Annotated in this window: 5 protein-coding genes and 3 pseudogenes; 4 read left to right on the top strand and 4 right to left on the bottom strand. The window is 67.9% G+C overall.

Annotation, left to right across the window (positions count from 1 at the left end):
* Together AB0A97_RS41510 and AB0A97_RS41505 are read right to left on the bottom strand one after the other, a co-directional pair.
* Positions 1-498: pseudogene (locus AB0A97_RS41510) on the bottom strand (winged helix-turn-helix domain-containing protein); the annotation flags it as partial.
* Between the two features lie 60 nt (positions 499-558).
* Positions 559-1,281 carry a helix-turn-helix transcriptional regulator gene (locus AB0A97_RS41505; RefSeq protein WP_361161272.1) on the bottom strand — a complete coding sequence of 241 codons (723 nt, stop codon included), beginning with the start codon at positions 1,279-1,281 and terminating at the stop codon, positions 559-561.
* 213 nt (positions 1,282-1,494) lie between these two features.
* Here AB0A97_RS41505 and AB0A97_RS41500 point away from each other — a divergent pair, with 213 nt between their 5' ends.
* The 4 genes and pseudogenes from AB0A97_RS41500 to AB0A97_RS41485 all read left to right on the top strand — a co-directional run bounded on the left by AB0A97_RS41500 (position 1,495) and on the right by AB0A97_RS41485 (position 3,915).
* Positions 1,495-2,145 (top strand): class I SAM-dependent methyltransferase, encoded by a 651-nt coding sequence (locus tag AB0A97_RS41500; RefSeq protein ID WP_361161269.1) that lies wholly within the window; start codon positions 1,495-1,497, stop codon positions 2,143-2,145.
* 385 nt (positions 2,146-2,530) lie between these two features.
* Complete coding sequence (locus tag AB0A97_RS41495; RefSeq protein WP_361161266.1) at positions 2,531-3,295, top strand: SDR family oxidoreductase; 765 nt, start codon at positions 2,531-2,533, stop codon at positions 3,293-3,295.
* Between the two features lie 32 nt (positions 3,296-3,327).
* A pseudogene (locus AB0A97_RS41490) lies at positions 3,328-3,605 on the top strand (hypothetical protein); the annotation flags it as partial.
* A 154-nt stretch (positions 3,606-3,759) separates the two neighbouring features.
* Positions 3,760-3,915 (top strand): hypothetical protein, encoded by a 156-nt coding sequence (locus AB0A97_RS41485; protein WP_361161263.1) that lies wholly within the window; start codon positions 3,760-3,762, stop codon positions 3,913-3,915.
* A gap of 15 nt (positions 3,916-3,930) precedes the next feature.
* On the opposite strand, the pseudogene AB0A97_RS41480 reads toward AB0A97_RS41485, so the two are convergent.
* Both AB0A97_RS41480 and AB0A97_RS41475 read right to left on the bottom strand, forming a co-directional pair.
* Positions 3,931-4,759 (bottom strand): annotated as a pseudogene (locus AB0A97_RS41480) (IS5 family transposase).
* Between the two features lie 30 nt (positions 4,760-4,789).
* Positions 4,790-5,071, bottom strand: a 282-nt coding sequence (locus AB0A97_RS41475; RefSeq protein WP_361161260.1) for a transposase, incomplete at its 5' end; no start/stop codon positions are given.

Here is a 5,071-nt window from a genome sequence, read left to right as displayed (position 1 = left end):
CCGAGCGCCGCCGCAGCGCTTCCGCCTGCGGCCACGTATCCTTCACCCAGCCGGTCACCTTGTCCTCGTCGCGTTCCAGGGCCCGCCGGGCGGGCCCTGGTGGCTGAAGCCGTGGCGCCGCAGCATCTTTGCGATGCCGGACAGGGTGAAACTCTTGTGGAACCGGCGCCCTGTCAGCGTCTTGATCCGCGCGAGGGTCCAGGTCTGGTCGGGCCAGCCGTGTGCAGCCGGGCCCTTGGCCAGCTCCTGTTCCAGGACCGCAAACAGGGCTTCGCGCAACGCGGGGCGGGAGGCCGGCCCCGTCGAGCGCAGGCCCTTTGGCCCCTGGTGCTCCCAAGCCCGCCGCCACCGCTGCACGGAGCGGACGCTGACCCGCAGTTGCTTCGCGATCACGTCGTTGCCCTGCCCGGCGACGAACATTGCGGCCGCATCCATGCGGATGTGTTCGCGAAACGCCCGCCGGTCGGCACTCAGGCCACCGCCTTGCGGATACCTCATGGTTCCGGCGTACCGCAACGACCGCCGATCGTCAGCACCGACGACAACGCGCAGACAACCTCAGTAGTTCCCAACCATCACTGGACCCCACCCGCTTGGGGATTGGCCGGTGATACGGAAGAACGCCTCGCTGAATGCGCCGGGTTTGCGGTATCCGACCGCACGGGCGGTAGCGCCGATGGAGGCCCCGTGGGCGAGGTGGGTCAGGGCCGCGCGAATGCGGACGTGTGTGCGCCAGCGTGCGAACGTCATTCCGGTTTCGTTGGAAAACAGTCGGGTGAGGGTGCGCATGCCTGCGCCGACTTCGTGGCCCCAGGCGGCGAGGTCGCGCTGATCGGCCGGGTTCGCGATCAGCTCGTCGGCGATGGCTCGGATGCGTGGGTCGGTGGGCAGTGGCACGTGAACGATTGTGCTGGCAGTGGGTTCGAGCAGGTCGAGCAGGAGTGACTCGACGCGAGTTCGCGTGGGGTCGGGACGTGGATTGCGGTCGAGGTACACGATCAATTCCCGTACCAGGGGCGTGATGACGATGCCGATGGGTTCGACCCAGCTGATCGGACAGCGAGCGGCGTCGACGGCTACGGTGCAGGAGTCTCCGGGGTGAAGCACGTCCACGGCGTGCGGTGTGCCGGAGGGCAGCCAGAGTGCATGGGTCGGCGGCACGAGCCAGTCCCGCGCGTCGGTGCGCACCGTAACGGTCGCGCTCGTCGCCCACACGATCAGGTGGTGGGGATGGCGGTGGTAGGCCAGCCGGGTGCCCTGATCGACTTGCGACCGTGCCACAACCAGCAACGGGAGTCTTCCGGCAGTGGCATCCGATGAGTGGTCAGCGTCCACCTGTCCCCTCTCGCCGTGGAGATCGTGGCCGTTTCACGGTCATGGTTGGCCACACACCGCCTGCCAGTCAGCTTAGCCTGACCTTACTACCCGCGGCCCAGGTGTCCGGCAAGCGCCGAGATCCCTTGGCACGCCCATGCGTAGAAAGGAGATCCGATCATGCAGAACACCCACCGCCCCCTCCACGACTCCGGGGTGAACACCGTGATCGACAGGCTTGCGTCGGCGCAACAGTTTCCGCCCAACGACCCACGCGCCCGGCTCGAGCGGGATCCGCACGACTACAGCGAGTACGGCTTCTCGATCCTCCCTGAACAGGGCGACTTAATCTATCTGTTGTGCCGCGGCCTGCGCGCCACGCGGATCGTGGAGTTCGCAACTTCGGTCGGCATGTCGACGCTCTACTTCGCCGCCGCCGTGCGCGACAACGGGGGCGGCACGGTCATCGGATCGGAGATCGTGCCCGCCAAGGTCGCCGCCGCCAAGCGCAACCTCGCCGCCGCCGGGCTCTCCGACTACGTCGACATCCGTGAAGGTGACGCCCGCACCACATTGCGCGATCTCGGCGGTCCGGTCGACTTCGCGCTGATCGACGGCTGGCTCGGAAACGACCCCTCACTCGCCCGGCAAGTCATCGAACTCATCGCGCCTCAACTACGCGTCGGGGGCTATGTCATGAACGACAATGCCGAACCCGACTTCCTTGACTACATCCGCGATCCGGCCAACGGTTTTCTGTCGGTAACCCTGCCGCTTCACGGCGGCACCGAACTCGGCGTCAAAGTGGACGCATCACCGGGAAGCTCCTGACTGTTAAGACAACGCCGCTAGGAATCGGATCCGCTGCACCCGGCCGTCGTATGCGGACTCGACCCGGAGACCACGATCCGCTACGCCGACTCGGCCCGCCGGCTTCTGGGAACCACGGTCGAATGCGACCTCGGGCTGAGGCGAACCCACGGGCCGGGCCTTGCTCCTGGGCGAAACGGACCTCGGGTGCGCGCCGAGGAACCTTCAGTTGCGCTGAACTCACGGTCGACAAGGGGCGGGACCGGAATACCGGCCCTTGTCGGGTGAGGCTGCCGGGCGTACGACGCCGTTGCCCTCGCCAGGCTCAGCGGGGTCCGGCCTACCGGGAAGTGCGCGCCCGTCAGTTGGACGGGAGAGCTCCGCAGAACACGATCAAGGAGTGAACATGGGAAACCTCAGTGGAAAGGTCGCACTGGTCACCGGCAGCAGCCGGGGCATCGGGCGAGGCATCGCCGAACGCCTGGCCCGGGATGGCGCTCTGGTCGCCGTGCACTACGGCAGTAACGAGGCGGCGGCCAAGGAGGCCGCTGCGACCATCGCCGATGCCGGAGGCCGGGCGTTTGTCGTGGGCGCCGAACTGGGCGTTCCCGACGACGTGGACACGCTCATGGCCGGGCTGGAGGCCGGACTGCGCGCACACGGGGAATCGGCGATCGACATCCTGGTCCACAATGCGGGGCTCAACTTCATGGGGCGGCCGATCGAGGTCCTCACCCCTGAGGAGTTCGACCAGATGGTCGCGGTCAACGTCAAGGCACCGTTCTTCCTCACCCAGCGGCTGCTGCCACGGCTGCGCGACGGTGGCCGGATCATCAACATCTCATCCGTCTCCACCCGTATCGCCTCATCCCATGGCATCGGCTATCCGCTCACCAAGGGCGCACTCGAAGTGTTCAGCCACACCCTGGCCAAGCACCTCGGCCCCCGCGGGATCACCGTCAATTCCGTCGCAGTCGGCTTCACCCACACCGACATGACCGCCGGAGTGCTCGCCGACCCGGCGAACCTGGAGCGCAACCTCAGCCTGACCGCCCTCGGCCGGATCGGCCAAGTCCCGGATATCGCCGACGCGGTCGCCTTCCTGGCCTCCGACGACGCTCGCTGGATCACCGGCGCCAAGATCGACGTCACCGGCGGCGTCAACCTGTAGCAACGCTCAACGAGACCAACGCACCAACAGCCGAGGGGATGATCCGGCGGTCCCGCACCCGCGCCCAGTAGCGGGAGATGCCCGGCGAATTCGGCCTTTGGCCGACGGTCTACGGCCGCTTCCGGGTCCGGAGGGACGCCACCGTCTTCACCGCGCTGCTGGAAGGCCTGGTCGCCGAGGCCGCCCACCGAGAGAAGACGGGCTTGTCCCTGGTCAGCAAGAACTCCACCACCGCCCGCGCCACCATGACGCCGCCAGGATGCGTATAGGCAAGGAGGCCGTGGACGCTCTTGAGGAGGCCGCCGACGAGACGCACCTGCACCTGCTGCCGCACCTCCGTTCCACCTGGATGCTGTACGGCTGGCGGCCTCGGATCCCCACGCCGGGTAGGAACCGGCAGCTCACCGTGCTGGGCGCGCTGGAGGACACCACCGGTACCTGGGTATACCGGCCCGGCCGCCGCAGTGCGGCCGACTTCCTCATTCCTGCTCCAGCAGCCGATCGCCGCCTTCCCCAGCGCGCCGGCGACCGTGATGCTCTGCGACAACGACCAAATCCACCACGCCCACGCGGTACGCGACTTCATCGCCGCCCACCCAGGCGCGCACCTGTGGTGCTAGGGGCTCTCGTTTGGATCAGCGAGCGGACCAGAGGAAGATGCCGGCGATGTGCAGTCCGGCCAGGTAGATAGTGGCGGTCTTCTCGTAGCGGGTGGCGATCCCGCGCCACTGCTTCGACGGTTGATGCACCGCTCGACGGTGTTGCGCTGTTTGTATGCCTCGCGGTCGAAGGCTGGTGGCCTGCAGCCTCGGCTGCCCCGCCGCAGCCGGTGGCCACGCTGGTCGGCCGGGACCGGGATCACCGCCCGGATGCCGCGTTTGCGCAGGTGGTCACGGATCGCACGGGAGGAATACGCCTTGTCCGCCAGCGCCACGTCCGGCCTCGTACGCGGGCGGCCACGCAGCCGGGGAACGCTCAAGCGGGCAATGACCGCCTCGAAGGCGGGTGCGTCCCCGGCCTGCCCGGCGGTGAGGACGAAGGCGAGGGGACGGCAGCGGCCGTCGGCGACGAGGTGGATCTTCGTGGTCAGTCCGCCGCGGGACCGGCCGATGGCGTGGTCGGCCGACTCGCCGGCCGGGGCCCTTTTTTGCGGGCCCCCACCGCGTGCTGATGAGCCCGAACGATCGTGGAGTCCACCGAGACGGCCCAGGTCAGGTCCTCGTCGGCGTCGGCCTGGGCCATCAGCGCGGTAAACACCCGCTCCCATGTGCCGTCCACGGCCCACATCCGCAACCGGTTGTAGACACCTCTCCAGTTGCCGTACTTCTCCGGCAGGTGCACCCACTGCGTGCCGGTCTGGAACTTGAAGGCAATCGCGTCGATCACCACTCGGTGATCGCGCCAGCGACCACCCCGCCTCGGTGCCCGGTCCGGCAGCAACGGCTCGATCCGTGCCCACTGCACGTCGGTTAGAGGGTGTCTGAGAAGCCCCGTTCAGGGCAGGACCCGTGCTGTGCGGTGCAGTAGGAGCATGATCGTGGCAAGGTAGATCGCGTTCTCCTGGCTGGCGGCGAGGTACTCGTAGTCTTTGGAGAGCCTGCGATAGCGGCCCAGCCAGGCGAAACTACGCTCTGCTACCCAGCGGCGCGGGATCACCGCGAAGAGCGGTACCTCGCGAGGTGGGGCGTCGGCCCTGGCCCAGGTGCCGCGGAAGCCGCCGTCTTTGCGTCGCACGATCTGGAGGGTGATCCCGGTCTCTTCGCGCACCCAGGCCAG

Source organism: Streptomyces sp. NPDC045470 (assembly GCF_040646595.1).
Classification (GTDB): Bacteria; Actinomycetota; Actinomycetes; order Streptomycetales; family Streptomycetaceae; genus Streptomyces.
The sequence above is the reverse complement of the archived record's forward strand: the minus strand, read 5'-3'. Positions and strand labels throughout refer to the sequence as shown.